The 26,352-nt window shown below is 66.2% G+C and carries 24 protein-coding genes and 1 tRNA gene; 17 read left to right on the top strand and 8 right to left on the bottom strand.

What is annotated here, in order from left to right; genetic code table 11:
- Positions 1-3: 3 nt before the first annotated feature.
- Complete coding sequence (metX, locus tag AC07NY_RS13250; protein ID WP_494584221.1) at positions 4-1,173, bottom strand: homoserine O-acetyltransferase MetX; 1,170 nt, start codon at positions 1,171-1,173, stop codon at positions 4-6.
- 170 nt (positions 1,174-1,343) lie between these two features.
- Here metX and AC07NY_RS13255 point away from each other — a divergent pair, with 170 nt between their 5' ends.
- From AC07NY_RS13255 to AC07NY_RS13270, 4 genes are all read left to right on the top strand, one after another.
- A complete protein-coding gene (locus AC07NY_RS13255) occupies positions 1,344-2,177 on the top strand; it encodes a chorismate mutase (RefSeq protein WP_494584222.1) in 834 nt (277 codons plus the stop codon).
- Positions 2,178-2,204: 27 nt separating this feature from the next.
- Complete coding sequence (gene hisC, locus AC07NY_RS13260) at positions 2,205-3,305, top strand: histidinol-phosphate transaminase (protein ID WP_494584677.1); 1,101 nt, start codon at positions 2,205-2,207, stop codon at positions 3,303-3,305.
- A 5-nt stretch (positions 3,306-3,310) separates the two neighbouring features.
- The gene (locus AC07NY_RS13265; RefSeq protein ID WP_494584223.1) at positions 3,311-4,249 is read left to right on the top strand and encodes a prephenate/arogenate dehydrogenase family protein; all 939 of its coding nucleotides are present in this window, start codon (positions 3,311-3,313) and stop codon (positions 4,247-4,249) included.
- Positions 4,250-4,324: 75 nt separating this feature from the next.
- Positions 4,325-4,400: transfer RNA gene (locus tag AC07NY_RS13270), tRNA-Thr, on the top strand.
- Positions 4,401-4,503: 103 nt separating this feature from the next.
- On the opposite strand, the gene AC07NY_RS13275 is transcribed toward AC07NY_RS13270, so the two are convergent.
- Together AC07NY_RS13275 and AC07NY_RS13280 are read right to left on the bottom strand one after the other, a co-directional pair.
- Positions 4,504-4,767 carry a DksA/TraR family C4-type zinc finger protein gene (locus AC07NY_RS13275; RefSeq protein ID WP_494584224.1) on the bottom strand — a complete coding sequence of 88 codons (264 nt, stop codon included), beginning with the start codon at positions 4,765-4,767 and terminating at the stop codon, positions 4,504-4,506.
- 60 nt (positions 4,768-4,827) lie between these two features.
- The gene (locus tag AC07NY_RS13280; protein WP_494584225.1) at positions 4,828-5,694 is read right to left on the bottom strand and encodes a DMT family transporter; all 867 of its coding nucleotides are present in this window, start codon (positions 5,692-5,694) and stop codon (positions 4,828-4,830) included.
- A 155-nt stretch (positions 5,695-5,849) separates the two neighbouring features.
- Between AC07NY_RS13280 and AC07NY_RS13285 the strand changes: the two genes are divergently transcribed.
- Positions 5,850-7,238 (top strand): aminotransferase-like domain-containing protein, encoded by a 1,389-nt coding sequence (locus AC07NY_RS13285; RefSeq protein ID WP_494584226.1) that lies wholly within the window; start codon positions 5,850-5,852, stop codon positions 7,236-7,238.
- A gap of 105 nt (positions 7,239-7,343) precedes the next feature.
- Positions 7,344-8,282, top strand: coding sequence for a hydroxymethylbilane synthase (gene hemC, locus AC07NY_RS13290; RefSeq protein WP_494584227.1), 939 nt, complete (start codon positions 7,344-7,346; stop codon positions 8,280-8,282).
- An 83-nt stretch (positions 8,283-8,365) separates the two neighbouring features.
- Here hemC and AC07NY_RS13295 read toward each other — a convergent pair whose 3' ends face one another.
- Positions 8,366-8,572, bottom strand: a complete 207-nt coding sequence (locus AC07NY_RS13295; RefSeq protein ID WP_494584228.1) for a hypothetical protein — start codon at positions 8,570-8,572, stop codon at positions 8,366-8,368.
- Positions 8,573-8,655: 83 nt separating this feature from the next.
- Complete coding sequence (locus AC07NY_RS13300) at positions 8,656-9,678, bottom strand: DNA topoisomerase IB (protein ID WP_494584229.1); 1,023 nt, start codon at positions 9,676-9,678, stop codon at positions 8,656-8,658.
- A gap of 192 nt (positions 9,679-9,870) precedes the next feature.
- Here AC07NY_RS13300 and AC07NY_RS13305 point away from each other — a divergent pair, with 192 nt between their 5' ends.
- The 6 genes from AC07NY_RS13305 (at position 9,871) to AC07NY_RS13330 (ending at position 17,699) form a co-directional block, all read left to right on the top strand.
- The gene (locus AC07NY_RS13305; RefSeq protein WP_494584230.1) at positions 9,871-11,352 is read left to right on the top strand and encodes a M81 family metallopeptidase; all 1,482 of its coding nucleotides are present in this window, start codon (positions 9,871-9,873) and stop codon (positions 11,350-11,352) included.
- A gap of 22 nt (positions 11,353-11,374) precedes the next feature.
- The gene (locus AC07NY_RS13310; RefSeq protein WP_494584231.1) at positions 11,375-13,021 is read left to right on the top strand and encodes an amidohydrolase; all 1,647 of its coding nucleotides are present in this window, start codon (positions 11,375-11,377) and stop codon (positions 13,019-13,021) included.
- 216 nt (positions 13,022-13,237) lie between these two features.
- Positions 13,238-14,827, top strand: a complete 1,590-nt coding sequence (locus AC07NY_RS13315; RefSeq protein WP_494584678.1) for an ABC transporter substrate-binding protein — start codon at positions 13,238-13,240, stop codon at positions 14,825-14,827.
- 137 nt (positions 14,828-14,964) lie between these two features.
- A complete protein-coding gene (locus AC07NY_RS13320; RefSeq protein ID WP_492284381.1) occupies positions 14,965-15,900 on the top strand; it encodes an ABC transporter permease in 936 nt (311 codons plus the stop codon).
- Positions 15,901-15,909: 9 nt separating this feature from the next.
- The gene (locus AC07NY_RS13325; RefSeq protein WP_492284380.1) at positions 15,910-16,731 is read left to right on the top strand and encodes an ABC transporter permease; all 822 of its coding nucleotides are present in this window, start codon (positions 15,910-15,912) and stop codon (positions 16,729-16,731) included.
- Positions 16,732-16,742: 11 nt separating this feature from the next.
- Complete coding sequence (locus AC07NY_RS13330) at positions 16,743-17,699, top strand: succinylglutamate desuccinylase/aspartoacylase family protein (RefSeq protein WP_494584232.1); 957 nt, start codon at positions 16,743-16,745, stop codon at positions 17,697-17,699.
- 6 nt (positions 17,700-17,705) lie between these two features.
- Here the strand turns inward: AC07NY_RS13330 and AC07NY_RS13335 are convergent, their stop codons facing one another.
- Both AC07NY_RS13335 and AC07NY_RS13340 read right to left on the bottom strand, forming a co-directional pair.
- Positions 17,706-18,020, bottom strand: a complete 315-nt coding sequence (locus AC07NY_RS13335) for a hypothetical protein (protein WP_494584233.1) — start codon at positions 18,018-18,020, stop codon at positions 17,706-17,708.
- A 323-nt stretch (positions 18,021-18,343) separates the two neighbouring features.
- A complete protein-coding gene (locus AC07NY_RS13340) occupies positions 18,344-19,522 on the bottom strand; it encodes a hypothetical protein (RefSeq protein WP_494584234.1) in 1,179 nt (392 codons plus the stop codon).
- 258 nt (positions 19,523-19,780) lie between these two features.
- Between AC07NY_RS13340 and AC07NY_RS13345 the strand changes: the two genes are divergently transcribed.
- The 5 genes from AC07NY_RS13345 to AC07NY_RS13365 all read left to right on the top strand — a co-directional run bounded on the left by AC07NY_RS13345 (position 19,781) and on the right by AC07NY_RS13365 (position 24,600).
- Positions 19,781-20,047: a hypothetical protein gene (locus AC07NY_RS13345; RefSeq protein ID WP_494584235.1), complete on the top strand. Its 267-nt coding sequence runs from the start codon at positions 19,781-19,783 to the stop codon at positions 20,045-20,047.
- Positions 20,048-20,213: 166 nt separating this feature from the next.
- On the top strand, positions 20,214-21,335 hold the full coding sequence (locus AC07NY_RS13350; protein WP_494584236.1) for a diguanylate cyclase domain-containing protein: 1,122 nt from the start codon (positions 20,214-20,216) through the stop codon (positions 21,333-21,335).
- A gap of 99 nt (positions 21,336-21,434) precedes the next feature.
- Positions 21,435-22,613, top strand: coding sequence for an acyl-CoA dehydrogenase family protein (locus tag AC07NY_RS13355; RefSeq protein ID WP_494584237.1), 1,179 nt, complete (start codon positions 21,435-21,437; stop codon positions 22,611-22,613).
- Positions 22,614-22,833: 220 nt separating this feature from the next.
- The gene (locus tag AC07NY_RS13360) at positions 22,834-23,430 is read left to right on the top strand and encodes a TetR/AcrR family transcriptional regulator (protein ID WP_494584238.1); all 597 of its coding nucleotides are present in this window, start codon (positions 22,834-22,836) and stop codon (positions 23,428-23,430) included.
- A gap of 126 nt (positions 23,431-23,556) precedes the next feature.
- On the top strand, positions 23,557-24,600 hold the full coding sequence (locus AC07NY_RS13365; protein WP_494584239.1) for a histone deacetylase family protein: 1,044 nt from the start codon (positions 23,557-23,559) through the stop codon (positions 24,598-24,600).
- A gap of 182 nt (positions 24,601-24,782) precedes the next feature.
- Here the strand turns inward: AC07NY_RS13365 and AC07NY_RS13370 are convergent, their stop codons facing one another.
- On the bottom strand, positions 24,783-26,339 hold the full coding sequence (locus tag AC07NY_RS13370) for an acetolactate synthase large subunit (RefSeq protein WP_494584240.1): 1,557 nt from the start codon (positions 26,337-26,339) through the stop codon (positions 24,783-24,785).
- Between the last annotated feature and the right edge of the window lie 13 nt (positions 26,340-26,352).

Below are 26,352 nucleotides of genomic sequence, written 5' to 3' on the forward strand. Positions count from 1 at the left end.
CGTTTAAAGTCCGCGTGCCCGGGCCGCCGCGCCGATGAAGCCGCGCGTCGTGGCGAAGAGATTGGGCTCTTCCAGCAGGAAGGCGTCGTGGCCCTTGTCGCTCTCCAGCTCGACGAAGGAGACAGAGGCGCCGGCTGCGTTGAGCGCATGCACGATCGCGCGCGAATCCGTCGTCGGGAACAGCCAGTCCGAGGTGAAGGAGGCCACGCAGAAGCGCGTCTTGGTGCCTACGAAGGCCCGCGCCAGCACGCCGTCATGGTCGGCGGCGAGGTCGAAATAATCCATCGCCCGCGTCACGTAGAGATAGGAATTGGCGTCGAAGCGCTCGACAAAGCTCAGCCCTTGATGGCGTAGGTAGCTCTCGACCTGAAAATCCGCGTCGAAGGAGAAGGTCGGTGCCTCCCGATCCTGTAGCTTGCGGCCGAACTTGCGATGCAGCGCCTGCTCCGAGAGATAGGTGATATGCGCGCCCATTCGCGCCACCGAGAGCCCCTTGGCCGGACGCGTGCCTTCTTCGAGATAGCGCCCTTGTCGCCATTCGGGATCGGCCATCACCGCCTGCCGGCCGACCTCATGGAAGGCGATGTTCTGCGCCGAATGCTTGGCCCCGGTCGCGAGCGGCAGCGCCGAGAACACGCGGGCCGGATAGCTCGCCGCCCATTGCAGCACCTGCATGCCGCCCATCGAGCCGCCGGCGACGCAGAACAGCGTCTCGATGCCCAGCGAGTCGACCAGTGCCGCCTGCGCCCGCACCATGTCGCGGATGGTGACGACCGGGAAGGACAGGCCCCAGGGCTTGCCCGTCGCCGGATTGGTCGAGGCCGGACCGGTCGTGCCGGTGCAGCCGCCGATCACGTTGGCGCAGATTACGAAGAAGCGGTCGGTATCGATCGGCTTGCCCGGCCCGATCATCGCCGTCCACCAGCCGCCCTTGCCGGTGATCGGGTTGCGGCTCGCGACATATTGGTCGCCGGTCAAGGCATGGCAGACGAGGATCGCGTTCGATTTCTCGGCGTTTAGCGTGCCGTAGGTCTGGTAGGCGATCTGCCAGTGGTCGAGCACGACGCCGCAATCCATCAGCAAGGGCGTATCGGGCCCGAAGCGTGCGACCGGGCTGGAGGGCTCGTTCGCCTCCTTCTGCGGATCGGCCAGGCTAGGGGAGAGATCGCTCATGTCGTCCGCTTCGGCAGTAGGATTTGTCTTGCCGGTCCAGGCGTTCGGAAAATCGAACTCTAGCGATGCCGTGTCGGCGCGTCGCTGTCAACGCGGGACTGCGCCGCCGGCTTTGCCAAGGCGTTGCGGGAGCGCTAAGGAGCGTGGCCTTGCCGGAAAGCGCGTTGCCCATGACCGAAGCCGCCCCGACCTCCCTTGCCGATCTGCGCGGTGAAATCGACCGCATCGACAGCGCGATGCACGCGCTGCTGATGGAGCGCTCGCAGATCATCGAGACGCTGATCTCGATCAAGAAGACGCAAGCCTCCGGCTCCGCCTTCCGCCCCGGCCGCGAGGCCGACATCATGAAGCGTCTGGCGCTCAGCCATAAGGGCCTGCTGCCGCTCGACACGGTCGAGAGCGTCTGGCGCATCATCATCGCGACCTTCACCTATGTGCAGGCGAACTATTCGGTCCATGCCGACATCTCCGGTGGCGATGCGGCGATGCGCGATTCCGCACGCTTCCATTTCGGCTTCACCGTCCCCTACATCCCGCATGAGGATGCCCGCTCGGTCATTCGCGCGGTGGCAGAGTCGGCTGGCGATCTCGGCATCTTCCGCATGGACCAGGGCGCCAGCGCCGGCATCTGGTGGCGTGACCTGATCGGGGCCGATGCGCCGAAGATCATCGCGCGGCTGCCCTTCGTCGAGCGGCCGAACCATCCCGCGGGAACGCCGGTCTATTGCATCGCCAAGCCGCTGGCCGATGCCGCCGTGCGCGAGATCGTGCTCTATGCCGCCCGCGTCGAGCGCTGGTCTGAAGGCTTGCGACACGGCCTCGCCGAGCATCTGGCCGAGGTCTCGGCCTCGGCCGCCGATGGCTCGCATCTGTCGCTACTCGTCGCTGCCTCCGGCGAGGTCGATCAGGCCGCGATCCGGCAGGCTCTCGTGCCGGCGGGCCTCAGCGACTTCGCCGAGGTCGGCAGCCACGCCGCCCGTTTCTCCGTCAAATCCGCCCGCTGAACGGGCTGGCTTCCTGCTGCAAGGTCAATCGTCATGGCGACCCGTCCCGTCCCGCGTCCCGGCGTCCTCGATATCGAGGCTTATGTCCCCGGAAAATCCGCCGCGCCCGCCGGCGTGAAGCTGCACAAGCTCTCCTCCAACGAAACCCCGCTCGGCCCGAGCCCGAAGGCGATCGCCGCCTTCGAGGGTCTCGCCGCCAAGCTGGAGCTTTATCCCGACGGCACGTCGACCAAGCTCAAGCAGGCGATTGCCGGCCGCTATGGCCTCGACCCCCAGCGGATCATCTGCGGCAACGGCTCGGATGAACTGCTGGAGCTCGTCACCAAAGCCTATCTCGGCGCGGGCGACGAGGGCATCTACAGCCAGTACGGCTTCCTGGTTTACCGCATCGCCATCCTCGCCATGGGCGGCAAGCCGGTCATCGTGCCCGAGAAGAACTACACGGCCGATGTCGACGGCATTCTGGCGGCGGTGACGCCGAAGACCAAGATCGTCTTCCTTGCCAATCCCAACAACCCGACCGGCACCTATCTGCCCTTCGACGAGGTCAAGCGCCTGCAGGCCGGCCTGCCGCCTGACGTCCTGCTCGTGCTCGATGCGGCTTACGCGGAATATGTCCGCCGCAACGACTACGCCTCCGGCATCGAGCTCGTCGCCGAGAGCGAGAATGTCGTGATGACCCGCACCTTCTCGAAGATCTACGGCCTCGCCAATCTGCGCATCGGCTGGATCTATGCGCCGGCCCATATCATCGATGCGCTGGAGCGCATCCGCGGCCCGTTCAACGTCAACGGCGCCGCGATTGAGGCCGGTGCTGCTGCCGTCGCTGACGAGGCTCATGTCGCAGCAGCGCTTGAGCACAATGAGAAGTGGCTGGCCTGGACGACGGCCGAGCTGGAGAAGCTCGGCCTGACCGTCACCCCGTCGGTCGGCAATTTCGTGCTGATCCATTTCACTAAAACACCCGGCAAGACCGCCAAGGAGGCCGATGCCTTCCTGACCCAGCGCGGCCTCATCCTGCGCGCTGTCGGCGGCTATGGCCTGCCGGACGCCCTGCGCATGACCATCGGCAGCGAGGAGGCGAACCGCCTCGTCGTCGCCGCACTCGCCGATTTCCTCAAGGCGTGACCGAGATGGCGGAAAGCTTCGCGCCGCGGCGCTCCGAGCCGGTCTTCGCCCGCCTCGCCATCATCGGCATCGGGCTGATCGGCTCCTCGATCGCGCGGGCGGCGAAGGAGCTGAACCTCGCCGGCACGATCGTGCTGGCCGATCGCGACGAGGCCGTCCGCCAGCGGGCGCGCGAACTCGGCCTCGGCCACGCCGTCGCCGAGACGGCGGCGGAAGCGGCCCGCGATGCCGATCACATCATCTTCTGCGTGCCGGTCGGCGCCTGCGGGCCGGTCGCGGCCGAGATCGCGTCTTCGCTGAAGCCCGGCGCGATCGTCTCGGATGTCGGCTCGGTCAAGGGCTCGGTCGTCGATGCCGTCTCGCCGCATCTGCCTGAGGGCGTCGCCTTCGTTCCGGCCCATCCGGTCGCGGGCACGGAGAATTCCGGCCCCGATGCCGGCTTCCCGAGCCTCTTCCTCAACCGCTGGTGCATCCTGACGCCGCCGGACGGCACGGACGCTGCGGCCATCGCGAAAACCCGCCAGTTCTGGGAGGGTATGGGCGCGCTGGTCGAGGTGATGAGCGCGCAGCACCATGACCTCGTGCTCGCCGTCACCAGCCACCTGCCGCATCTGATCGCCTACAACATCGTCGGCACGGCCGAGGATCTGGAGGCGGTGACGCAGTCCGAGGTGATCAAGTTCTCAGCCGGCGGCTTCCGTGATTTCACCCGCATCGCGGCCTCCGATCCGACGATGTGGCGCGACGTCTTCCTGCACAACAAGGAAGCGGTGCTTGAGATGCTAGGCCGCTTCAACGAGGATCTCGCCTTGCTGACCCGCGCCATTCGCTATGGCGACGGTGAGACCTTGCACAAGCACTTCACCCGCACCCGAGCCATCCGCCGCGGCATTGTCGCGCTCGGCCAGGAGAAGCCGGAGACGGAGAAGCTGCGCAAGGATTGAAAGCGGCGAAGCCTGTGAAACCAGCACGGTTGCGGCTTGCCAAGCCCGGCGCCTGCTGGTACAGCGCCACCCGTTGCCGCTTTAGCTCAGCTGGTAGAGCACCTCATTCGTAATGAGGGGGTCGGGGGTTCGAATCCCTCAAGCGGCACCACGATCCTTCCCCGACATCGCTGCGCGTCAGGACCATCGCTTCCGATGGCTGTCGATTGTCGAATCCCGTCAGCACAGTGCGACCGCGTTTCCGCGCGCGAGGCTCATTTCAGCTGGCTGTCCTTGCTGCCGCGCCGGTTGTAGCTGGATTGTGCCGCCGAGCTGTCATGGCCGGATTGGCAGGCGACGCAGAGCCGGGCGCCGGGCATGGCGAGGCGCCGCGCTTCGGGGATTTCCTCGCCGCATTCCTGACAATGGATCTCGCCCGGCCCGCTCGGTAGTCGCGAGCGCGCGAGCCGGACCGCGTCCGTGATCGAGCCGTCGATCTGGTCCTGAACCGCTCCGTCCGGAGCCCATCCGCTCGCCATGACGCGACCTCCCTGGCCGATAAGATGGCCTTGGGTCGCGCGGAATCCAAGAGTTTCCGCTCAGGCGAAACGCTTTGCTCCCGCGACGCAGAGCACGACTACGACGGTCGCCGCGATCATCGTCCAGGCGATCGGCTCGCCGAGCAGCCAGCCCGCCAGCATCAGGCCGAAGAAGGGCTGGAGCAGTTGAAGCTGGCCGACCGTCGCCGTGCCGCCGATCGCCAGCCCCCGGTACCAGAACACGAAGCCGACGAGCATGCTGAAGATCGAGACGTAAGCAAGCCCTATCCAGGCTGGCGTGCCGATGCCCTGCCAGGTCGCGGGCCAGAACAGCAGGGCGACGGCGGCCATCGCCGGCAGCGACAGTAGGAGCGCCCAGGAAATCACCTGCCAGCCGCCAAGCCGGCGCGACAGGCTCGCGCCCTCGGCATAGCCGAGCCCGCAAAGCAGCACGGCTGCGACCATCAGCAGGTCACCCGTCAGCGAGCCGCTGTCGCTGTTCGCCAGCGCGAAGCCGACGACGGTGGCGCTGCCGAGCCCCGAGAACAGCCAGAACACCGGCTTCGGCCGTTCGCCACCGCGCAGCACGCCGAACAGCGCGGTCGCTAACGGCAGGAGCCCGATGAAGACGATCGAGCGTGCCGAGGGAATATGCTGGAGGGCGAGCGCCGTCAGTAGCGGAAAGCCGAGCACGACACCGAGCGCGACGATCGCGAGCGGGCGGATATCCGCCTTCTGCGGCCATTGCTGGCGCAGCAGCATGAGGCAGGCCGCGCCGAGCAGGGCCGCGATGGCAGCCCGGGCGCCGGTCAGGAACAGCGGCGAGAAGCCGGCCACCGCGACGCGCGTCGCCGGCAGCGAGCCGCTGAAGATCAGCACGCCGATGAGCCCGCTGCCCCAGCCCTTACCGCCCCATTCCTTCATCATGTGACCTGTCCTGCCCTTTCGCGGGAAGCCGTGCTCTAGGCGTGTGGGCGCGACGAAGCCAGCGACAGACCGATACATTCATGGCAAACTGTATGGCTATGAATGAGCATACAATCACCGTGGACGGGCCCGCAGCGACGCGAACGGAGGCGGTGATGGCTGCGATTCGCGGCCGTCTGGCGGCGCGGACGCTCGCCCCGGGCGACCGCTTGCCCTCGATCCGCGGCTTTGCGGCGACGATGAAGGTTTCGCCCTCCACCGTCGTCGAGGCCTACGATCGCCTCGCAGCCGAGGGGCTGATCCGCGCGCGGCAAGGCTCGGGCTTCTATGTCACCGGTGGCGGCCTGCCGCCTTTGGCACTGACGCAGGCCGCTTCACCGCAGGAGCTGGTCGTCGATCCGTTCTGGGTCTCGCGCCAGTCGCTCGATGCCGAGCCCGGCACATTGAAGCCGGGTTGCGGTTGGCTCCCGGCCGATTGGATGCCGGACGAGGCCTTGCGCCGCGGCTTTCGGGCACTGGCACGGGCCGATGGCGCGATCCTCACCGATTACGGCGGCACGCGCGGCGCCTCCGTCCTGCGCCGCCTCCTGCTTGGACGCTTCACCGAGGCCGGGCTTGCGGTAACGCCCGAACAGCTCATGCTGACCGGTTCGGGCACGCAGGCGCTCGACCTGATCTGCCGCTTCCTGTTGCGGCCGGGCGATGCCGTCCTCGTCGACGATCCCTGCTATTTCAACTTCCAGGCTTTGCTGCGGGCGCATCAGGTGCGTGTGCTGAGCGCACCCTATACGTCGACAGGGCCGGATATCGCGGCCTTCGAGGCTGTGGTCGCGGCCGAGCGCCCGCGCCTCTACCTGACCAATTCCGGATTGCACAACCCGACCGGCGCCGGCCTGTCGCCGCAAGCCGCCTATCGTGTGCTGAGTGCTGCCTCGGCCAACGATATGATCATCGTCGAGGACGACATCTTCGCCGATTTCGAGCCGGAGCCTTCGGCACGGCTGGCGGCGCTCGACGGGCTGGAGCGCGTCATCCGGATCGGCAGCTTCTCCAAGACGCTCTCGGCGGCCGTGCGCTGCGGCTATATCGCGGCCCGGGCCGATTGGATCGAGGGGTTGGTCGACCTGCAGGTCGCGACCAATTTCGGCGGCCCCAGCCCGGTTTCGACGGAACTGCTCGCGGGGGTCCTCGCCGGCGGCAGCTATCGCAAGCATATGGAGGAATTGCACCGTCGCCTGGCCCAGGCGCGGCGCGAGGTCGCGGCGCGGCTGGAAACGCTTGGGATTCGCCCCTGGCTGATGCCGCGCGGCGGCTTCTATCTCTGGTGCCGCCTACCGGATGACATCGATTCCGCCGAGCTGGCCCGTCTGGCCGTGATGCAGGGCGTGGTTCTGGCGCCGGGCAATGTCTTCAGCGTCGCCCAGACGGCCCGCCATTTCATGCGCTTCAACGTCGCCCAGTCGCGTGATCCGCGCGTGTTCGAGGTGCTCAGGCAGGCGATGGCGACGATGCGGCAGCAGGGCGGCGCATCCGCGCACGATTGATCCAGCGCAGCTTGGGCTTGCACCGCACTCGTCAGCCCGGCGCCCCCCTGATATAGACCGCGGCAACAACCGGCCCGGCCGGACAGGATTGGAAGTTTCGAGATCATGCATCTGAGGATCGGCACGCGCCGCAGCCCGCTGGCGATGGCCCAGACCAACCACGTCATGGGCCTGATCCGGGAGAAATTCCCGCAGGCGGAGTTCACCCTCTGCCAGATCGCCACGATCGCCGACCGCGACCGCGTCTCCGAGTTCCATCAGTTCGGCATGGTCGGCGTCTTCGCGATCGAGCACGAGCAGCAGCTGGTCAAGCGCGAGGTCGACTTCGTCGTCCATTCGCTGAAGGACCTGCCGACCACCTTGCATGAAGGGCTCGTCCTCGCCTCGGTGCCGCCGCGCGAGGATCCGCGCGATGCGCTCTGCGGCGCGACCATGGCCTCGCTGCGCCAGGGCGCGCGCGTCGGCACGGGCTCGCTGCGCCGCCGTGCCCAGATCCTCAATCTGCGACCGGACGTCACCGTCGTTCCGATCCGCGGCAATGTTGGCCCGCGCCTCGCCAAGATCGGCGGAGAGGACGCGCTCGACGCGGTGATCCTCGCCCATGCCGGCCTGCGCCGGCTCGGTTTGGACGACGCCTCTTCGGAAGTGCTTGCGCCGAGCTTGTTCCCCTATGCCGTCGGGCAGGGTGCGTTGGGACTCGAGGCTCGTGCCGAGGATACGGCGGTGATCGAGGTGCTGAAGGCGATCGAGTGCCCGAAGGCCCGCGCCGAGACTGAGGCCGAGCGCGAGATGATGCATGCGCTGGGGGCCGGTTGCAGCTTGCCGGTGGGTGCCTGCGCGACCTGGCAGGATGGTCGCCTGACGCTGCATGCGCAGGTGACCTCGATTGAGGGCACGGAGCGCGTCGTCGCCGATGAAAGCGCGACACCGGAGCAGGCCCGCGAGCTCGGCTTGTCCGTCGCGCGTGTCTTGAAGGAGCGCGGCGGCGTCGCGATCCTCGAAAAGAGCTATCGCAGCCACTATCCAAGCTTCAAGTCGCTATAGCGATAAAGGGCCCGGCCTCCGCCGGGCGCGGGCTCGCGATACCCGATGTCGCCTGCAGGCCAGCGGCTACTTCTGCTAGGGGGTCAGAGCCGGACGGCGACCTCGCGATGACGCGAGGCGAACAGCGCCGCCTCCCGGCGGAAGAGCATCCAAGCGGGCTGCGGCGTTGCAGGACCGGGCTCGCGCATCGACATCGTGTAGGGGCCGGCATTGCCGGCCGGCTTGTCGGGGTCGAGCCGCGCCGCCCGACACATTGCCCGCGCGATCCGCGTGATCCGCTCTTCGTCCATATCCGCCTCCGCCGTGACGATCCAGCGGCGACGGAACGTCGAATCGGGCCTCCCGGTTCCGCTCGCAACTCCCTCTTTTTTCGTCAGGCTGCCAGCAGGCCGAGCGCGCGCTCGATGCGCGAGCAGCCAGGCTTCGCGCGCGCCTTGGCATAGGTCTTCTGCAAGCGCCCGCTGGCGTAGGATTCGATGACGATCGCGTGGACATAGCTCTTGCGGACGACGGCCGGCGTGTTGACGAGCTTCTCCGAGATCGAGCGCATGATGTCGGCGAGCTGCCGTTTGCGCCCGGCATCACTTGCCACCGCCTCGCCGGCGAGCAGGAGTTCCGCGGCGGCGGCGTTTGCCGCGAGCATGCGCAGGTCCTTGCTGCTGATGGCTAAGCCGCAGGCGCGCTTGAGATAGGCGTTGATCTCGGCCGCGTGGATCGGTGCGACGAAGCTGTCTTTGTTCTTGTGTTGCAGCAGGCGCCGGCCGGGGAGGGTGGTGATCCGTCCGATCGCGCGAGCCAGCGGCGCATCATCGATCACGCAGGAAATCTCCTTGCCACTCTTGCCGCGGAAATGCAGCGAGACCCGCGTGCTCGTCAGCGTGACGTGGCGCTTGAGCAATGTCGACGTGCCGTGGCTGCCATTCTCTTTGGCATAGGCTTCGTTGCCGACGCGCAGGTGGCCGCGATCGATGATGGTCGCGGCGCAGGCCAGCGCCTTGTCGCGCGAGAGCGTCCGCGCCTTCAAATCGGCGGCGATGCGGGCGCGCAGTTTCGGCAGAGCCTCGATCAGGCGCGCGAGCCGCTTGAGCTTGCGGCGCTCGCGCACCTTCTCCCAATCCGGATGGTAGCGATGCTGCACGCGGCCGGCATCGTCATGGCCGATCGCCTGCAGATGGGCGCGCGGATCGGCGGCGATGCGCACATCCGCATAGGCCGGCGGGATGGCCAGAGCCCGGATGCGGTCGAGCGTGTCAGCATCCGTGACCTTGGCGCCTTCCGCATCGCGATAGCCGAAGGAGCGGCCGTGGCGGATGCGGCGGATCGTGAGTTCGTCGGACGAAACGCGACGCAGTCGTGTTGCGGCGGCAGGGCGTTTAGCGTGCGGGGAAACCGGCATGGGCGGCGCTCGCAGAGTTCCGCTGCGAAAACGGCGTCATCGTCCAATTGGTTCCGTACAGTCGAGCATATTCACCACAATTCGACAAGCGCGCAGGTTTCTGGGGATGCATGCGCGAAAATCAGTGGCCAGAACGCAGGTGTCTCGCCAAGACTGTCAAAAAAATTGAACGATATGTTTGGGGAGATGACGGTGCCGCGCGTTTTGATCGCCGAGTTCATGCATGAAACGAACACCTTCAGTGTTCAGCTCACGGACGAGGCCACCTTCAGGGCGCATGGCGCCTTCCGCGACAACGAGATCCCAGGCGCCTTCCGTGGCACGCGCACCTCGATGGGCGCGGCCTTCGAAGCGGCCGACAAGTTCGGCTGGAGCCTCGTGCACCCGCTGGTGACCGGCGCCAACCCGTCCGGCCGGGTCACCGATGCCGCCTTCGATCTCTTCGCCGGCCAGATCGTCGATGCTGCTCCGGGTGTCGACGGTGTGCTGCTGCATCTCCATGGAGCGATGGCGACCGAAAGTTCGGATGACGGCGAAGGCGAATTGCTCGCCCGGCTGCGCAAGCGCATCGGCCCGGACGTGCCTGTCGTCGCCGTGCTCGACCTCCATGCAACGGTCACGCAGCTCATGGCCGACAATGCCAACGCGCTGATCTCCTACCGGACCTACCCGCATATCGATCAGTACGAGCGGACCTGGCAGGCGGCCGAACTGCTGCAGCGCGCGATCAAGGGCGAGATCAAGCCGAAAGTCGCGCTCGCCCGCCGCCCGATCCTCTATGCCCTCGACGGTGGCCGCACGACTTCGCCGCCTTTCCTCGAATTGCTGCGCCGGGGCGATGCGCTGGAAGCCTCCGGCGACGCGCTCGTCGTCAGCGTCCAGGCCGGCTTCTCCTCGGCCGACGTCCACGATATCGGCCCTTCGATCGCGGTCACGGCCGATGATCGCGGCAGGGCTCAGACAATCGCCGAAGAGCTGATGGACTATGCTTGGGAGCAGCGCCGCTTCTCCTCGATCCATTTCACGCCATTGGCCGAGGCCATGGCGCGTGCCAAGGCCGGCGAGGCTGATACCGGCAAGGCCGGCTACAAACCGGTGGTGATCTCGGACTATTCCGACAATCCCGGCTCCGGCGCCTATGGCGACGCCACCAACCTGCTGCGCGCCGTGCTCGATGCCGGACTGAAGAATGTCGGCTTTCACGCGATCAATGACCCCGAGGCGGTGCTCGCGGCGCAGGCGATCGGCGTCGGCAAGCGCGGCCGGATCAGGCTCGGCGGCAAGGTCGATCCGACCATGGGCGGCGGGCCGCTCGATCTCGACGCCCATGTCGTCGCCATCACCGACGGCTATTTCCTTTGCCACGGCCCGATGGCCGGCGGCGTCTGGCGCAATTACGGGCTCTCGGCCCTGCTGCGCGTCGACGATGTCGAGATCATCGTCATCACCCATAACGGCCAGGCGACCGACCTCGCGCAGTTCACCTCGCTCGGCGTCGACCCGACCCGCAAGTCGACGGTGATCGTCAAATCGATGCAGCATTTCCGCGCCGCCTTCGAGTCGATCGCGCGCGAGGTGCTGGAGGTCGATACCGGCGCGCTCTCGACCCGCAATTTCAAGGAGCGGCCCTACAGGAAGGTCCGCCGTCCGATCTTCCCGCTCGACGATATCTGACCGCTGCTCGCGAGAGCTGGCGATGACTGCACTTGAGGAGAACACCATGGCGATTCAGGCCGATATCGTATTGCGCAACGGGCCGATCTGGTGCGGGCGCGAGGAGGGCGTCGTCGAGGCGCTGGCAATCTTCCGCGACAAGGTGCTGGCGGCCGGCAGCGATGCCGAGATCAAGCCGCTGATCGGGCCGAAGACCCGCGTCATCGATCTCAAGGGCCGGCTGGCGACGCCGGGCCTGAACGACTCGCATCTGCATCTCGTCTCGCTCGGCATGACCATGGGTTGGGTCGATTCCAAGCCGGAGAGCGCGCCGACGCTGGAGGCGCTGCTTGGCGCCATCTCCGCCCGCGCCGCCCAGTCGAAGCCCGGCGAATGGATCCTGTCGCGCGGCTATGACCAGACCAAGCTCGACACGGGCCGCCATCCCTATCGCGAGGAGCTCGATCGCGCTGCTCCGAACAACCCGGTGATGCTGGTGCGCGCCTGCGGCCATATCGCGATCTGCAACTCGGAGGCGCTGCGCCTCGGTGGCATCGACGAAAAGTCGCCGACGCCGCAGGGCGGCCTGATCGAGCAGCAGAACGGCCGCCTCACCGGCCTGCTCGCCGAGAACGCCCGCGCTCCGGTGCAGGCCGCGATCCCGGCGGCGACCGAGGAGGATATCATCGCCGGCATCGAGCGCGGCGGGCAGTATCTGCTCTCGCTCGGCATCACCAGCTGCATGGACGCCGCCGTCGGCCAGAAGGGCGGCTTCCGCGAGATCGCGGCCTATCATCGCGCCAAGCGCGACGGGCGCCTGCCGGTCCGCACCTGGCTGACGTTGCTCGGCGACGACGGCCGCTCGATCGTGCCGCAATGCTACGACGCCGGCCTGATCTCCGGCACCGGCGACGACATGCTCATGATCGGCGGCGTCAAGCTCTTCCTCGACGGTTCGGCCGGCGGCCGCACCGCCTGGATGACCGAGCCCTATCTCGGCGATGACAAGACCACCGGCGTCTGGATGTGGGAGGATGCCGAGCTCGAGCGCATGGTGCTCGATGCCCACAAGAAGGGCTACCAGCTCGTCTGCCACGCCATCGGCGACGCCGCGATCGAGCAGCTGATCACGGCCTATGAGAAGGCGCTCGCAGCCTTCCCCGATCCGGACCGGCGCCACCGCATCGAGCATTGCGGCTTCTCGACCCCGGCCCAGCACGAGCGCATGGTCAAGGCCGGCATCTATCCCTGCCCGCAGCAGGTCTTCATCCATGATTTCGGCGATGCCTATGTGAAGGTTCTCGGACCCGAGAGGGCGCTGCCGAGCTATCCGTTCCGGACTTGGTTCGACCTCGGCCTGAAGCCGGCGACGGGTAGCGACGCGCCGGTCTGCGACCCCAACCCCTTCCCGAATTTCCACACCATGCTGACGCGTGAGACCTGGAAGGGCACGGTGATGGATGCTGCTCAGCGCGTCTCGATCGAGGAGGCCCTGCAGGCCTATACCGAGTTCGGCGCCTTCTCGCAGAAGCAGGAGAAGGTGAAGGGGCGGCTCGCGCCGGGCTTGCTGGCGGATGTCGCGGTGTTCTCGCGCGACCTCTTGAGCGCCGCTCCGGCCGATATCCTCAAGGATACGCGCTGCGATCTCACCATTCTCGGCGGCGAGGTTGTCTTCGAGCGTGGCGCTTGAGCCAGAGCATCTTCGGGCGAAAAAGGCCGGTTCGCGTGAAGAAAATGCGAACAGGAATTCCGAACAGCTCCGCGACACCGTGAATCGCGGTGCTGTTCGGGGAATTTGACCGTGCAGGGGAAGACAAGCTCGGCAAAGCCGTTATGGTTCGACTTGAAAGCAAACAAGTCCGGATCAACCGGAACAGATGGAAAAACGGGAGGATTGATCGTGTTGTTGAAGAAATTTGCCTTTGCCACCGCGCTGACGCTGGCGGCCTTTACCATCTCGGCACAGGCGCAGGAGCCACGCCGCGGCGGAACGATCCGCTTCACGGCGCCCTATGGTGCGTCCTTCGTCAGCAATGACAGCCACGTCTCGAACCAGATCCAGGACGAGATCTACGGCTACGCGCTGCACGGCATGCTGTTCCGCTGGGATTCGAACGCCGGCAAGCCGGAACCCGAGCTCGTCAAGAGCTTCACCACCTCTGCAGATGGGCTGACGCATACGCTGAAACTGCGCGACGACGCCTTCTTCCACAATGGCCGCAAGATGACGGCTGACGATGTGATCTGGTCGTTCCATCGCCTTGTCGACGGCTCCAAGAACTATCCCGGCGCGCGCCACGTCTCGCGCATCAAGGGCGGAGCCGAGGTCCGCAAGGGCGAGGCCAAGGAGATCTCCGGCCTCAAGAAGATCGATGATTTCACCATCGAGATGACGATGACCGACTCCGTCGATCCCGGCTTCCTGTTCTTCAGTGCGCCCACGGCGATCCTGCCGGCCAAGGAGGCTCAGGAGCCGGACTTCTTCAACAAGCCGATCGGGCTGGGGCCGTTCAAGTTCGTCGAACACGTTCCCGGCTCGCGCATGGTCTTCGATCGCTGGGAAAAGTACTACAAGGCCGGCAAGCCCTATGCCGACAAGCTGGTGATCTCGCCGATGGGCGAGGCGGCCGCGCGCGACGTCGCCTTCCGCAACAAGGAGATCGACGTCTCGATCCTCGGTTCGACCCAGTATGTCGCCTACAAGGCCGACCCGAACCTCTCCAAGGGCATCCTCGAGGTCGCCGAGGTTTTCACCCGCAACATGGGCATGAATCCGGAGTTCAAGCCCTTCTCCGACAAGCGGGTGCGCCAGGCGATCAACTATGCGATCGACAGCGAACTCATCATCAAGCGCCTCGTTCGCGACAAGGCCTACCGCGCTGTAAGCTGGCTGCCGAGCTCGGTCCCGGCCTTCGATAAGGGCGCCAAGCCCTACGCCTTCGATCCCGAGAAGGCCAAGAAGCTCCTCGTAGAGGCCGGCTATCCCGACGGTTTCGAGTTCGAATGGACCGCGACGCCGAATGAGAGCTGGGGCATCCCGATCGTCGAGGCGACGATCCCGATGCTCGCCAAGGTCGGCATCAAGGTGAAGGTCAAGCCGGTCGAGACCTCGGCGCTCGGTGGCGTCGTCGCGAAGGGCGACTTCCAGGCCTATATCTGGTCGAATACCTCCGGCCCCGACGCGCTGACCGCGCTGAAGTGCTTCCACTCCTCGACGCCGCGCTCCTCCTGCAACTACACCACCTTCAAGAACGCGGCCTATGACAAGCTGCTCGACGAGGCTGCGGCCGAAAAGGACGCCGGCAAGAAGCTTGAACTGCTGAAGAAGGCCAATGCCATGCTGCAGGACGAGGCTCCGGTCTGGTTCTTCAACTACAACAAGGCGGTTCTGGCCTATCAGCCCTGGCTGCACGGCCTGCAGCCGAACGCGACGGAGCTCGCGCTCCAGCGCTACGAGGATCTCTGGGTCGACGCGTCTTCGCCCGCAGCGAAGTAAGCGCCTCCGCTGAGGTTTTCGCCAGCTCGACGACCTCCGTCATCCTGGATCGGTGCGGCCATGCCGTCTGTCCGGGGTGACGGGGACTTTCGAGCCTTGACCTGAGTCCGCCCCGCTGCGGCGATCAGGAGTTTATCATGCTGCCCTATGTCGTCCGCCGCCTGCTGCAGTCCATTCCGATTCTGCTTGCGGTAGCTGGGCTCATCTTCGTGATGTTCAGCGTCATTCCCGGCGATTTCGCCTCGACCCAGATGTCCGATGGTCGTTCGGTCATCGATGCCGAGCAGGTCGCGCGCATGAACAAGCAGTTCGGCCTCGATGATCCCGTGCATGTGCGCTTCGCGAACTATGCGATGAAGCTTGCGACGTTCGATCTCGGCACCTCGTTCCGCACCCGCCAGCCGGTGATCAATTCACTGCTGGAGCGCATCTGGCCCAGTCTCCAGCTGGCCATTGCCGCGATGGCTTTCGCCATCGCCTTCGGCATTCCGCTCGGCTTCCTGGCGGCGTTGAAGCCAGGCGGCTGGCTCGACATGCAGTCGATGTTTATCGCCGTGTCCGGTCTGTCCTTGCCGCAGTTCTGGCTCGGGCTGATGCTGATGTACGCTTTCGCGCTGGTACTCGGCTGGTTCCCGAGTTTCGGTTATGGCGACGGCAATCCGCGCTACATCGTGCTGCCGGCGGTCGCACTTGGCGTGGCGCCGCTCGCGCTGCTGGCACGCACGACGCGCGCCGCCGTGCTTGAGGTCATGAATGCCGACTTCGTCCGCACCGCCCGCGCCAAGGGCAACAGCGAAGTTCGGGTGATGCGCTGGCATGTGGCGCGCAACGCCATGGTGATCGTGCTGACGACGCTGGGCCTGCAGTTCGGCTCGATCATGGGCGGCGCCGTCGTGATCGAGAAGCTTTTCGCCTGGCCGGGCATCGGCTCGCTCCTGGTCGACAGTGTGTCGCTGCGCGACATCCCCGTCGTCCAGGCCTGCATCCTGCTGCTCGTGCTCTTCTTTCTTGTCGTGAACATCATCGTGGACGTGCTCTGCGCTCTGATCGATCCGCGCATCAAATATACCTAGGGGCGGGGCATGAAATTCCGAGCTAACCTATGGATCGGCGGCGTGCTCTTCGCCGCCGTCGTCGTCGGCGGGACGCTGGCGCCCTGGCTGGCGCATACCGACCCCGTCATGGACGCCAACCTGATGAATGCCGAGGTCCCGCCCGGCGCCGAGTTCTGGTTCGGTACGGATGCGCAGGGCCGCGATATCTACAGTCGCGTGCTCTACGGCGCGCGCATCTCGCTGACGGTCGGTATCGTCTCGCAATTGATCAATACCGTGATCGGTGTAGCATTGGGCATGTCGGCGGGGTATTTCGGCGGCTGGTGGGACGATTTCGTCAACGGCCTGACCAATCTCATGCTGTCGATCCCCTCGCTTGTCTTCGCACTCGCCATCATGGCGATCCTTCAGCCGGGCCTGACCAGCCTGCTGATCGCGCTTGGCTTGACCAACTGGTCCTATACATGCCGGCTGTCGCGGGCCGCGACGCTTTCGATCAAGCAGCAGGGCTATGTCGAGGCGGCGCGCTCCTTCGGTTCTAGCAACTTGCGCATCATGCTGCTGCAGATCCTGCCGAACATCGCCGGCCCGATCATTGTCATTGGCACGCTCGGCATGGGCGGCGCTGTGCTGGCGGAGGCGGCGCTCTCCTTCCTGGGGCTCGGCATCCGTCCGCCCTTCCCGAGCTGGGGCAGCATGCTCTCCGATGCCCGCGACCAGATCACCACGGCACCCTGGATCTCGATCTTCCCGGGTCTCGCCATCTTCATGACCGTGCTCGGCCTCAACCTGCTGGGTGACGGTCTGCGCGACATCCTCGACCCGCATTCGCAGCTACGCAAAGCCTGACAGCAGAGACTATGACCACGCCAGACCTGATCGATCCGCCGCTCGAGACCATTCGCTTCCACGGGCTGAAGGCGGGGCCGAAGCTCCTCGTCTTCGGCGCCGTCCACGGCAACGAGACCTGTGGGCCGAACGCCATCGCCCGCGTGATCGAGGATTGCCGGGCCGGCCGTGTCTCGATCCAGCGCGGCGAGGTCACCTTCCTGCCCGTCGCCAATCCCAAGGCCTACAGGCAGAACACGCGCGAGGGCGACCGCAACCTCAACCGCGACCTGCGCGAACGGCCGCAGCCTGTCGACAACGAGGACCGGCTCGGCAACCGCCTCTCCGCCCTCTTGCGCCAGCACGACATGCTGCTCGACGTCCATTCCTTCACTGGGGAAGGCGTGCCCTTCGTCTTCTTCGGCCCGGACGACAATCGCGGCACGCTCGAGCCCTTCCGCCATGGCACAGCGGAAGCGGCCTTCGCCGCCTGCCTTGGCGTCGACCTGATGATCCATGGCTGGCTCGACATCTATGTCCGGCTGATCGCGGCGCGCGAGCGGCTGAACCTGCCGCGCCTTGCCGTAACCGAAGGCTTCGGCACGACGGAGTTCATGCGCTTCGCCGGCGGCTATGGCGTGACGCTCGAATGCGGGCGCCACGAGGACCCGGCTTCCGTCGATGTCGGCTACAAGGCGATCCGCAACGTGCTCGCCCATCTCGGGCTCACCGACGAGGCCCCGCCGGCGCCGGAGAAGCGCGTCGTCGTCCACATGGACGACCTTGTCATCTGCGAGGCCGAGGGCGACCGCGTCGAGGGGAGTTGGAAGACCGGCGACCGCGTCGCCAAGGGCACGCCGATCGCCCGCCGCGCCGACGGCGCGGTGGTGACGATGCCGCGCGACGGCTTCATCATCTTCCCCAATCCCAAGGCCAAGCCCGGCGAGGGCATCTGCTATCTGGGAACGGAGAGCGCCCGCCGGTACTGAAGGCGGCTACTGCACGATGCCGCGCTTGCTGCCGAAGCCGGGGATGTCGCAGCCGCAGCTCGAACCATACGGCAGAGGCGGCGTCGGGCAATCGCCCCGGCCGGTCACGCAGATATTGCCGTAGCGCGGCCGGTAAGAGGGGCGCTCATAGCCGTAGTCGCGGCGGTAATAGCGCCGCGGCGGCGGGCGATCGTCGTCATCGTCGTCGTCATAGGACGGCCCACCGCGATAAGGGCCGCCATAGTACTGTGCCTGGGCCGGGATTGTGCTGAGCAGGACGGCGCAGGCGAGGGCCGAAACCGTGAGCTGGCGACGCAGCATGGTTCTTCCTTTCCGTTTCCTCGCCGACGAGCGGGCCGGGCGAGGCGTGTCGCTGTCCTAGCGGGTTCATGATGAACGGAGGCTGAGGCGGCGAAGAGGCTCGGAAAGGAACGGCGGAGCAAGCTGGTCAGCCTGATTGCGAACCGAGCACACTGTCCGGCAGCCGCAATGGCTGTCATTCCGGGGCGCGCCGTAGGCGCGAACCCGGAACCCACGACGGGGTGAAGCTTTTAGACTGGGTTGCAAGGGCCTCACCCGGTCGTGGGTTCCGGGTCCTTCGCTATGCGAAGCCCGGAATGACAAGGGGGGTGCGAGGCCTCACCCTACCCGCCGCTCTTGTCCGGCTTGCCGATACGGCTCAGATCGATCTGCTTCTGCAGGCCTAGCATGACGCTGAACGAGGTCACGGGCGTGAGCCCGGTCTCCTTGGTCTTGCGCCAGGCACCGGAGGCCGTGGCCGTGAAGCCCTTGCTTAAGCTGCGCTGGTAGTCGATGCCGATGCCCTTCTGGTCCGAGCGGGCGTCGAGGCCGACATAGTCGTCGGTCTTGCGCCGGGCGATGAGGCTGACGGCGTTGTTGTCGTCGATCCGGGCGGTCAGCTTCGCCTCATGCGCCGTCGTGACGTTGATGACGGAGAAGGGCAGGGTGGTGTCTTCCACCGTGCGGGTCGAGCCGAGATCGAGCGTGAAGCGCTGATAGGGCAGGCGCAGCTTCGCGGTGTAGAGCAGGCTCTCGACCGCATCGAACTCCTTCTCCGGGAAATAGGCGCGGAACGGCGAGAGCGAGCCCTCGATTGTGGCGCCGCCCAGCGCCGTCGAGACGAACAGGTTCGGCTGCAGCCGGTTATGGTCACGCCGGAAGCCGAGATAGTCGACGCCCTCGATATAGTGGACGCGCGAGGCGCTGAAGGAGAGGCCGATCTCGGTTTCGCCCGAGCGCCAGGCCGCGCCTGTCGTCAGCCCGAGCGTGCCGAAATTCTCGTCTCGCGGCAGGAAATCGCCGAGATTGAAGACATTGCGCTCGTTCAGTGCGGTGATGCGCGCTTCGCCGCTGGTGAAGAGGCGGAACGGTCCGATGCCGTGGTCGAGGCGCTCGCGCCAGGCCAAGCTGCTCTTCCGGCGCGACCAGCTCTGCTCACCGCTCACTGTTACCGAGGATTGCAGCACGGTTGAATCGCCGAGGCTGACGGCGTGCTTGAGCGCCAGCGAATGGGCGCGGGCCGAGGCGAGCGCGCGCGGATCGTAATGCGTCTCGACCAATGACAAGTTGAGCCCGTAGCCGTCCTGCAGCGTGCCGTGAAGATAATCCCAGGTTGCATAGGTTGTGACGACGGGCGTGCCATTCGCCCCCTGGATGCCCGCCGGGTTGCTGTCGAAGCCGCCGCGAAGCCCGATGACGGCGATCGAATTTTCGTTCTCTTCGGCGGCTTTCTCTGTCGCGAAGGCGAGTGAGGCGTGAAGGGTCAGGGTCGACAGGATGATGATGCGCGCCGATATCGCCATGATCTCACCAATTCTTCCGGGATCATGGAATATATTGGTTAATGATTTACGAATTTTATAAGGTTTGTTGAAAGTAGATTAGGGTTTATCTTCAATAAATTAATATTGAATTTGTATATAAGGCGGAAATATACTTCGAAGTGTCGATTAAGTTTACCTGGTATGGTTAATGTTGGGATAAGGTTGTTTGCACCGGTTGTTACAACTTATACGTGTTTTACCGCTTCCGCACCGGAGGCGAAGACAGGGAGAAGCAAGATGAAATACGCGATTGTTCTCGCTACGGTTGCAGTTTTCGCCGTTTCCCCGGCCATGGCCGGCGGGCGGGGCGGGTCTCTTCTCGGCGGTATCGTCGTTCCGGTGACGACGGCGGTGTCGGGCGTCAAGATCAATGCGCTCAACAATGTCAGCGTCCTCAGCGGCAACAAGGTCGGCATCGCCGCCCCGGTGAAGGCGATCGTCAGCAAGAACGGTATCGTCGGTGGACTGCTCGGCGGTCTCGGCCACGGCTGCGGCTGCAACTGATCGACCCGCGCCCGACCTCCCGATCTGCAACCTGGAACGGGGCTGGCTTTGCCGGCCCCTCTTTTTATGGCGCCACGGCCATCGGCGCCTGATCCTTAAAATGCCGGGGATCGGGCTGACAGGTTCTTAGAGCCTCACGCGTAGAGCCATGCCCATGCATCTGCTGATGAGGCCCCGCAAACGCGCCGCGCAGCTGCCCGCGGATATCGAGATCGAGATCATCTCGCGTCTCTTCGCGGCCCTGCCACAGATCCTCTGCATCGCGGCCGGGCTGATCGTCGGCTCCGCGATCATGGCCGTGCAGACCGGCGACGCGGTCTTCTGGTGGCTAACGGGAGCCGGCGTCGTTACGACGATGGCGCGGATCGCCAACATCATTGGCTTCAAGCGTCGCGACACCACGCGCAAGCTGACCCTCGTGGAGGCGCGGCGCTGGGAAGCCGGCTACGCCTATACCGCCTTCGCCTTCACGCTCGTCATCGCTGCGCTGACCCTGGCGGCTGCCGCAGCCGACCATGCCGGCGGCTTCGTGCTCAGCCTCGGGCTCACCATGGCGCTGACGGCCGGTTCCTATCTGCGCACGCTGCGCTACTGGATCTGCGCCGTGCTCTCGACCATCGCGATCGGCACGCTGGTCGTCGCCTTCCTCGTCTCCGGCGATCCGCTCTATCAGGCGCTGAGCGTGCTCCTGCTTGTCTATCTCTATTCGATCTACGAGAGCTCCGATCACATCATCGGCCAGTTCGAGGAATTGCTGATGGTGCGGCGCGAACTCGACTTCGCCGCGAGCCACGATCCTTTGACTGGCCTGCTCAACCGCCGTGGATTGGATCGCGTTCTCGACGAAGCCGGAGAAAGCGGCGAGGCGCTCGGCCTGCTGCTGCTCGATCTCGACGGCTTCAAGCTGATCAACGACCGCCATGGCCATCAGGCCGGCGACGATCTGCTCAAGCAGGTCGCGATGCGCCTGAAGGGCGTCGTCCGGCCGGGCGACATCGTGGCGCGGTTGGGAGGCGACGAATTCGCCCTGCTCGTGCGCGGCGTCGAGGATGCGGTGGCACTCTCCGAGGTTGCCGACCGGGCGGTGTCGGTCGTCATGGCGCCGGTCCTGCTGATGGGGCAGTTCGTGACGGTCGGCGCCAGCGTCGGTGTCTCCGTCAAGCCGGAACGGGATTCCGGCCATTGGACGGCGGAGGTGCTGACGCGCGCAGCCGATCAGGCGCTCTATGGTGCCAAGCGCGCCGGCAAGGGCCGCAGCATGGTCGCCCACTGGGACGACGTCGCCTGACATCACTTCCGAATGACGGTAGCTTGATCTCGGCGGGCCGTTCACCTACCGTCCGGCAGGTAGCTCGCCGATGGCGCTGCACAGGGACGGGAGAAGGCGATGTCATCAGGCGGAAAGCTTGTCGCGGAGGGCGCACGCCGCTCGCCTTACTTCACCGAGGAGCATGAGGCGCTGCGCGATCAGGTCCGCCGCTTCGTCGAGACCGAGATCAAGCCGCATGCCCTGCAATGGGAGGAGGACGGCTTCGTCCCGCGCGACGTGCTGCGCAAGATGGGCGAACTCGGCTTCTTCGGCATCCGCTACCCCGCCGATTACGGTGGCTCCGAGATGGACACGATGGCGACCGTCGTGCTGGCCGAGGAGCTCGGCCGCTCGACCTTCTCCGGCGTCGCGATCACCGCGCTCGTCCATACCGACATGGCCTCGGTCCATATCGCCAATGCCGGCAGCCAGGCCCAGAAGGACAAGTACCTGCCCGGCATCATCGCCGGCGAAAAGATCGTCGCGGTCGCCGTCACCGAGCCCGATGCTGGCTCGGATGTGAAGGGCATCCGCACCACGGCGCGGCGCGAGGGCGATCACTACGTCCTCAACGGCGCCAAGATGTTTATCACCAACGGCGTCCATGCCGATCTCTACTGCGTCGCCGCCAAGACCGATCCGCAGGGCCGGCCGTCGCAATCGGTCTCGATCTTCGTCGTCGAGAAGGGCACGCCGGGCTTCTCGGTCTCGCGTGCGCTCGACAAGCATGGCTGGCGCTCCTCGGATACCGCCGAGCTCTCCTTCGTCGATTGCAAGGTGCCGGCCGAGAACCTGCTCGGGCAGGAAGGCCGCGGCTTCTACGCGATCATGAGCAATTTCCAGAACGAGCGCACCGTGATCGGCGCCATGGCCATGGGCGAGGCGCAGGCCGCCATCGACCTGACGCTGGATTATGTGAAGACGCGAAAAGCCTTCGGCGCGCCGCTCTGGGAGAAGCAGGCGATCCGCCAGCGCCTCGCCGATCTCGCGGGCAAGGTCGAGGCCGGTCGCCAGCTCGTCTATCACGCCGCCTGGCTCGACGCGCAGGGCTTCGACGCCACCCGCGAGGTCTCGATGGCCAAGGCCTATTGCGGCGAGCTGGTCAACGAAGTCATGTACGACTGCCTGCAGTTCCATGGCGGCATGGGCTACATGCGCGAGAGCGCGATCGAGCGCATGACCCGCGACGCCCGCGTCCAGGCCATTGGCGGCGGCGCGACCGAGGTCATGCTCGAGGAAGTGGCGAAGCGGCTGTGAAGGACGAGCGTCACCCCCGCACGCGCCGCAGCATGCAATGCTGCTGCGCAGATGCGGGACCGTTTTCCAGAAGGGGCAGGGTCATCCCGTGCGCGCCGCAGCGTGAAACGCTGCTGCGCAGACACGGGACCGTCCTCCCGAAAAGGCGCCTTCTCGTCGCGCGGCCCCGTGTCTGCGCAGCGGCTACTCACGCGCCGCAGCGCGCACGGGAAGACACCCTATGAGTGAAGCGCCAACGACGCGGCCAGCGGCCGAAGGTGGTTCCCGCCGCCTGATCCTCGACCATGCCGCGCGGCTGCTGCGCGGCGGCGGCTATCACCAGACCACCTTGCGTGAGATCGCGGAGGCCGTCGGTATCCGCAAGGCGAGCCTCTATTACCATTTCGGCTCGAAGGAGGAGATCGTCGAGGCCGTCGTCAATGACGGCGTGCGCTTCGTCCATGAGGCGGTCGTCGCGGCGCTCGCCGCGGAGGAGGGTGCCTCGCCGCGCGTCCGGCTGGAGGCTGCGATCCGCGCGCATCTCTCGGCGCTGCACGGCCATGGCGATTACACCTCCGCCAGCATCAAGGTCTTCACCTTCGGCGCGGCGCCGGTGCCGGAGAGCGTGCGGGCCGTGCGCCGCGCCTATGAGGATGTCTGGCGCCGTCTGATCGCCGAATGGCAGGAGGCCGGCGGCATGCCCGCCGGCAACTCGCCCGATGTGCTCAGGCTCTTCCTGCTCGGTGCGCTCAATGGCTCGACCGACTGGTACCGGCCGGAGCGCCATTCGATCGACGCCCTGGCGCGCGAATTCGTCGCGCTGCTCTCGCCGCATTGACCGGCGGTCCCGCCTCCCACGCAGGGGTGGGCGGCATCGTCATGGCTGACCGGGGCGTTGGGGGTTGCTAGCATCCCCTTGCGGGGCTGACGGTCGCCTCGCGATCTGACGAGGATTCTTCGCCTGATGCGCGCCTTCTATCACCCCGACCAAGCCCTTCACGATCCCCAGCAGTACATGCGCTTCGGCAAGGTCGTGGCCCCCAAGGACCTGCCGGAACGGACGGAGCGCCTGCTCGGGGCGCTCAGGAAGCACGGCATCGCGCCGGAGAAGCCGACGGCGCATGGCACGGAGCCGGTCCTGGCGATCCATGACACCGGTTTCGTCAAGTTCCTCGAAACCGCCTGGGCGCGCTGGCAGGACCTGCCGGCCGAGCGCGGCCCGGAAGTCTGGCCGAGCACTTTCCCCTATTGGAGCGGCCGCCCGGACGAGGATGTCCGCCCGCCTTGCCGCCCGACCGGCTTCATTGGCCAGCTCGGCTGGTATCTCGGCGATCTCTCGGTGCCGATCGGCGAGCATTGCTGGCATTCGACGCTGCGCTCGTCGGAGACGGCCGTCTCCGCGGCGGACGCGATCCTCGGCGGCGAGCGCGCGGTCTACTCGCTTTGCCGTCCGTCCGGTCACCACGCCCGCGCCGACCGCGCCACCGGCTTCTGCTACCTCAACAACACCGCGATCGCGGCCCAGCGCCTGCGCTCGAAATTCGGCAAGGTCGCGATCCTCGATGTCGACGCCCATCACGGCGACGGCACGCAGCAGATTTTCTATCGCCGCAACGACGTGCTGACGATCTCGGTCCATGCCGATCCCACGAACTACTACCCGTTCTTCACCGGCTATGCCGACGAGCGCGGCAACGGCCCGGGCGAGGGTTTCAACCTGAACCTGCCGCTGGCCCATGGGGCTGGTGGCGCCGCGATGGAAGCGGCGGTCGCCGAGGCCGGCAAGGCGATCCGCGATTTCGGTGCGGATGCCGTGGTGATCGCGCTCGGCTACGATGCCCACAAGGACGATCCGATCGGTGTCTTGAAGCTGGAGGCTTCGGACTTCGGCACGATCGGCCGGCAGGTGAAGGGCTTCGGCCTGCCGACGCTGGTGGTGCAGGAGGGCGGCTACGCCATCGAGGCGATCGGCGACTGCCTCGACGCCTTCCTGGGCGGGTTCAAGTAGCGCTGTCTTCGGGCGCTACCGCCTGTCATCCCGTGCGCGCTGCAGCGTGGAACGCTGCGGCGCAGACACGGGACTGCGTGACGAGAAGGCGCCTTTTCTTGCAGACGATCCCGCATCTGCGCAGCAGCACTTCGTGCCGCAGCGCGTGCGGGATGACACTCTTCAGTGCCGCTCAGCGGCGCTTAGATCGCAGCCTCGATCAGGAACGGCCCCTTCTTGGCCAGCGCCGCCTTGAACAGGCTGGTGAATTCCTCGGCCGTCGTGGCTCGCGCCGCTTCGACGCCCATGCCCTTGGCCATCATCACCCAGTCCAGCGCCGGCTCGTCGATGTTCAGCATCAGCGTGGCGTTGCGGCCGAAATCGTTGACGCCGACAGCGCGCATCTCGCCATGCAGGATCTGGTAGGTCCGGTTGGCGAAGACGACGGTGACGATGTCGAGATTCTCGCGCGCCTGCGTCCACAGCCCCTGCACCGTATACATGCCCGAGCCGTCGGCCTGCATGCCGATGACCTTGCGGTCGGGGCAGGCGACGGCCGCGCCGATGGCGAGCGGGATGCCTTCGCCGATCGCGCCGCCGGTGAGCTGGATATAGTCGTGCTGCGGCGCCGTGTGGCAGTCGTAGTAGAAGCTGCGGCCGGACGAGACCGACTCGTCGCAGACGATGCAGTTCTCCGGCAGCAGCGCCGAGACGATGGCGCAGGCCTTGTCGGCATCGAGCTTGCCGGTCGGCAGGCCGGGCTGCTCCTTGCGCACCGGAGCGATGTAGAGCGGCGCCGTCTTCGTCGCACCCATCTCCTCGGCGAGCGCGGTGATCGAGGCCGGCAGGTCGTCGCCGGGGATCGACAGCGTCGCGACCTCGCAGCCGTCATGGATCAGGCGGCCGGGCTTGCCGGGATAGGCGAAGAAGCCGACCGGAACCTGCGCGCCGACGAGCACGAGGTAATCCACGTCCTTGAGCTGCTCGAGCGCCTTGTCGATCGGATAGAACACCTTCGGCATGGCGACGCGGCCGGCGCCGCGCTGGATGCGCCCGTTCGACATCTGGCTGAAGATCTGGGCGCCGGTCACCGCGCAAATGCGGGCGGCCATCTCCATCGGCTTCTCGCGCAGCGCAAGCCCCGTCAGCATGATCGCAGCCCGCGCGCCGTGCTTGCGCAGGCCGGCCGCAACCTCGCGGATCGTCGCGCCATCGACGCTCTTCAAAGCCGGCAGCTCGGTCGGCTTCAGCGTGGCGGGCTCGACGCTGCCCCAGGCGCAGTCGGCCGGCAGAATCACGGTGGTGACACCGGGCAGGGTGAGCGAGGCGACATAGGCCTCCCCGATCGCCGGGCCGACATCCTCGGGCGTCGCGATGCGCCGGACGAAATGCGACATCGGCTCGGCCAGGCTCTCGATATCGCTGGTCAGCGGCGCGTCATGCTGGAGATGGTAGGTCGCGTGGTCGCCGACGACATTGATCATCGGCGTGCGGGCGCGCCGCGCGTTGTGCATGTTGGCGAGCGCATTCGCCATGCCGGGGCCGCAATGCAGCAGCGTCGCCGCCGGCTTGTCGGCCATGCGGGCATAGCCGTCTGCCGCGCCGGTCACGACGCCCTCGAACAAGCCGAGCACGCAGCGCATTTCCGGCTTGCGGTCGAGCGCCGCGACGAAATGCATCTCGGACGTACCGGGATTGGCGAAGCAGGTATCGACGCCGTTGATCAGAAGCGTGTCGCAAAGGCGGTCGGCGCCGTTCATCGGAAAACCTCGA

The sequence above is a fragment of the Allobosea sp. GW821-FHT09G06 genome, from assembly GCF_059416005.1.

Coding starts and splice junctions, on each gene's coding strand:
- metX (WP_494584221.1), bottom strand. CDS start 1,173: ATGAGCGATCTCTCCCCTAGCCTGGCCGATCCGCAGAAGGAGGCGAAC.
- AC07NY_RS13255 (WP_494584222.1), top strand. CDS start 1,344: ATGACCGAAGCCGCCCCGACCTCCCTTGCCGATCTGCGCGGTGAAATC.
- AC07NY_RS13265 (WP_494584223.1), top strand. CDS start 3,311: ATGGCGGAAAGCTTCGCGCCGCGGCGCTCCGAGCCGGTCTTCGCCCGC.
- AC07NY_RS13275 (WP_494584224.1), bottom strand. CDS start 4,767: ATGGCGAGCGGATGGGCTCCGGACGGAGCGGTTCAGGACCAGATCGAC.
- AC07NY_RS13280 (WP_494584225.1), bottom strand. CDS start 5,694: ATGATGAAGGAATGGGGCGGTAAGGGCTGGGGCAGCGGGCTCATCGGC.
- AC07NY_RS13285 (WP_494584226.1), top strand. CDS start 5,850: ATGGCTGCGATTCGCGGCCGTCTGGCGGCGCGGACGCTCGCCCCGGGC.
- hemC (WP_494584227.1), top strand. CDS start 7,344: ATGCATCTGAGGATCGGCACGCGCCGCAGCCCGCTGGCGATGGCCCAG.
- AC07NY_RS13295 (WP_494584228.1), bottom strand. CDS start 8,572: ATGGACGAAGAGCGGATCACGCGGATCGCGCGGGCAATGTGTCGGGCG.
- AC07NY_RS13300 (WP_494584229.1), bottom strand. CDS start 9,678: ATGCCGGTTTCCCCGCACGCTAAACGCCCTGCCGCCGCAACACGACTG.
- AC07NY_RS13310 (WP_494584231.1), top strand. CDS start 11,375: ATGACTGCACTTGAGGAGAACACCATGGCGATTCAGGCCGATATCGTA.
- AC07NY_RS13320 (WP_492284381.1), top strand. CDS start 14,965: ATGCTGCCCTATGTCGTCCGCCGCCTGCTGCAGTCCATTCCGATTCTG.
- AC07NY_RS13325 (WP_492284380.1), top strand. CDS start 15,910: ATGAAATTCCGAGCTAACCTATGGATCGGCGGCGTGCTCTTCGCCGCC.
- AC07NY_RS13330 (WP_494584232.1), top strand. CDS start 16,743: ATGACCACGCCAGACCTGATCGATCCGCCGCTCGAGACCATTCGCTTC.
- AC07NY_RS13335 (WP_494584233.1), bottom strand. CDS start 18,020: ATGCTGCGTCGCCAGCTCACGGTTTCGGCCCTCGCCTGCGCCGTCCTG.
- AC07NY_RS13340 (WP_494584234.1), bottom strand. CDS start 19,522: ATGGCGATATCGGCGCGCATCATCATCCTGTCGACCCTGACCCTTCAC.
- AC07NY_RS13345 (WP_494584235.1), top strand. CDS start 19,781: ATGAAATACGCGATTGTTCTCGCTACGGTTGCAGTTTTCGCCGTTTCC.
- AC07NY_RS13350 (WP_494584236.1), top strand. CDS start 20,214: ATGAGGCCCCGCAAACGCGCCGCGCAGCTGCCCGCGGATATCGAGATC.
- AC07NY_RS13355 (WP_494584237.1), top strand. CDS start 21,435: ATGTCATCAGGCGGAAAGCTTGTCGCGGAGGGCGCACGCCGCTCGCCT.
- AC07NY_RS13360 (WP_494584238.1), top strand. CDS start 22,834: ATGAGTGAAGCGCCAACGACGCGGCCAGCGGCCGAAGGTGGTTCCCGC.
- AC07NY_RS13365 (WP_494584239.1), top strand. CDS start 23,557: ATGCGCGCCTTCTATCACCCCGACCAAGCCCTTCACGATCCCCAGCAG.
- AC07NY_RS13370 (WP_494584240.1), bottom strand. CDS start 26,339: ATGAACGGCGCCGACCGCCTTTGCGACACGCTTCTGATCAACGGCGTC.